This is a genomic window from Solidesulfovibrio aerotolerans (genome assembly GCF_009856865.1).
GTDB classification, from domain to species: Bacteria; Desulfobacterota; Desulfovibrionia; order Desulfovibrionales; family Desulfovibrionaceae; genus Solidesulfovibrio; species Solidesulfovibrio aerotolerans.
In genome coordinates, this window is sequence record NZ_WVUD01000103.1 from 1 (window position 1) to 2,992 (window position 2,992).

Annotated in this window: 1 protein-coding gene and 2 pseudogenes; 1 reads left to right on the forward strand and 2 read right to left on the reverse strand. The window is 44.8% G+C overall.

Features of this window, described 5'->3' with window-relative positions:
- Positions 1–211: 211 nt before the first annotated feature.
- Positions 212–397: pseudogene (locus GTA51_RS20200) on the forward strand (transposase); the annotation flags it as partial.
- 457 nt (positions 398–854) lie between these two features.
- Here the strand turns inward: GTA51_RS20200 and GTA51_RS21545 are convergent.
- Both GTA51_RS21545 and GTA51_RS20215 read right to left on the reverse strand, forming a co-directional pair.
- Positions 855–1,157: pseudogene (locus tag GTA51_RS21545) on the reverse strand (RHS repeat-associated core domain-containing protein); the annotation flags it as partial.
- A gap of 359 nt (positions 1,158–1,516) precedes the next feature.
- A complete protein-coding gene (locus tag GTA51_RS20215; RefSeq protein WP_160964284.1) occupies positions 1,517–2,389 on the reverse strand; it encodes a helix-turn-helix transcriptional regulator in 873 nt (290 codons plus the stop codon).
- Positions 2,390–2,992 lie beyond the last annotated feature (603 nt).

A 2,992-nucleotide genomic window follows, 5' to 3' on the forward strand; every position in this document is an offset into this window, starting at 1 on the left:
GTCCAGCCCAATACGCCGCCTTTTCGGATCTATGCTCCGGTGCCGATGCTACCATGGTCGCCCCTCCTGGGGACACTCCATGCCAGAAAATTCAGGAGGCGTAAGAAGGGGTTCTTTTGACGGTTACTGCAATTCGCCACCTCAATGAGGTGGTCGCGGAAAATTGGACAGTCGGTTAAGCTATAGTCCTCAAGCGAGGAGGACGGTTTCGATGTCCAAGCGACGGAAATTTTCTGCGGAGTTCAAGGCCAAGGTGGCGTTGGAGGCTCTGACCGGCGAGTTGACCTTGACCGAGTTTGCCAGCAAGTACGACGTGCATCCAACGATGATTGCTGACTGGAAGCGCCAAGCCAAGGAAGGGATGGTGGCATCCTTTTCAGGCCCGCGAGCAGCACAGGAACGCTATGGAGAAGATGCAGCCTGGAACGCTTGATTACCGGATGGCTGAAAAGAAGCTTGAGCGTTTGCATAAAAATTTGAAGACTTCTGCTTCAAGTCTTTCTGATACTTGTAAGGAGCTTGGTCAAACTCTCTTGGCGAGAAAGCCATTTGTGCGGAAGTTGCTAAGGTCATTGGCAACGAAAACGCAAATACCATTATGAAACAGTCAGGTCTAGAAAAGATACTGGCCAAAGAACAGGCACAGAAAGTCGTTAAGGGCCGGGGTATGAGTTACGGCCGCTAGGTTTTGTCGGGGGGTAAGCTCTGCGGTTGCCTTCGTTGTTGGTGATGCCCGTCAACAGCCCATCTTGGTCGAAACTCCGAGCATAGGTCGACCACTCCCCTGCGTCTAGGAAGCCACTGGACCAAAGGACTGGTAGGTTATGCTGCTAACAAGCGACGCCGCCCCAACCCTAAGGAAGTCCCCCAGCCGACAGGTTTCCAATAGACAATTTTTTGGTCCTTCCGGGTTTTCCGTGGGTAGCTGACCGATTATCCGACAAGCTCCTGATCGGAGCTACCCACGGAAAACCCGGAAGGACCAAATTTTGAATATAAACCGAATTGGTCGCTGAAACCAATAGGATTCCCTTCAACAATCCATATAAATTTATACCCCCAGTCAACCCAATCGGATCAGCCTGTATATATCTTCTCGTCTTCGGATTATAATCCCTGAAGTAGTTATAATGAAGCTCAGTCTCTTTGTCATAATACTGACCAGGGAATCACAAATTGTACGTAAATGTTCCAACTCTTGGATCTCGCATTTTCCGTAATGATCGCGATCCCATCTCCAGATAATCTGTCCAGTGGCATTCGTAACCGTCAACGGCGCGCCAAGATGGTCAGGATTGACGTTATACAACGCTCCAGGTTGCAGCACCCCAACCGGAAAATCATCCATCCAGACCGTCTCTTGAATATTCCATCGGCAGCAGATTGGGAAGTCTACTTGGTGTTGTCGTTGGCGTTGTTAGAGAGAAATTCAAGAATTACTGGAAAGAAGAGTCCGGTGTGGTCACCGAGTACTGCAGACAAGACAATGGGAAACCAAGTATCATTAATATACGCATTAATCAAAATCTATAATGCCATATTGCAAAGCTATCGCAACGGCCTGAACTCTGTTTGCTGAGTTTAGCTTATTCATTATATTGGCAATATGATAGTTTACTGTTGCTTCGCTTATCTTAAGCATGACTGATATCTCCCAAGAACTTTTCCCCATTTTAACCCAAGAAGCAACCTCCTTCTCCCTCCCCGTTAAGATTTCTCTCTTTGTCATTAGCATTTCGACACAAAGCACGTTACTGAGAGCAATGTGAATGTAAGGAGTTATATAATCTATTATGCTTGATATGTATTCGCATTTCTCCTCAAAATTCCACACAAACGAAATCATACTTGGTTTTTTATATAATCCAAATGCTTTTGCTCCACATGAATAACCATTTGTAAGATTATAATCGTGCGCAAATGACAAAAGTTTTTTAGGATTGTCATATTTTTTATACGTCTCCCTCCAGCATTGCGTTTTAAAATATTTAAAATTCTCTTCAACAGTCACATCGACGAGGTATATCTTCTGCTCATCATACGCACTGATCCAGTCCTCTGTAAAATTAATATTCAGGAGATCATAGCTTTGAACGACTCCTCGATTGTTCCTTACAACCAAACCTGAGGTCGCATAGTCAAAAGGGATAAAAAAATTTAAATCGTTAAATAGATTTCTATAATCATCGCACGTTTCAATCGTGGAAAATTTGTAAACTATCTCCATTAACAGAAAGGCTTCATGTTTTGGAAGAAACTTTAAGGGGAAAATCATCCTGAGAGCTCCAGACGGACACAACCAAGTTTTACCCAGAACGTGTCGTAAATTGATCTCAACATAGCCAAAAATCCTGCGTGTTTTTAACCCAGACTTTGAATTGATCTTCAAGGATCTTCAGAAGACACAAAACAGTTCATGTCACGTTCTATTGCCTGAATACCGCAACACGTCAACCATGGCATATTCAACTGAATCACAATATCATTATTCTGCAAATAAATAAAGCTCACGCCGACCAATTCCCCTGGGAGGCGTGGGCATCTTCCTCTCTAAGCAGCTATAATCGGAGACGTTATTTTCTGTATTCAATAACTATCTAAAATAGCAACGTTTTATCTAGATAAAGTGTCGAAACCAGTCGCCATGTAAAATTTGGGATTGGTCTTTTCCCATGGACACAGCCTCCTGGATTCGCACCCTACTGCCCACCTTTGACAACTTGGATTCCCTCTTTATCGAAATCGCAGGAGGTTCCCGCTCCAGACAAATGACCGAATAATTATTTTCGGACTCAACCTATTGAGGCTCCACCTATAAGATTTGCTAGTAGCTGTTTTTTCCGGGAACTGCCAAAAGGTTGGCGGTTGTTGATCAGCATGGAATATTGACCCCTCTTTGGATGAAATCAGCGTCCAAAGTTGACCCCCTCGGCAGCCCCCTTAGATGTCTTCGATCATCGGAGACGGGAGGGGCAGCGAGAGGAGATGCTGA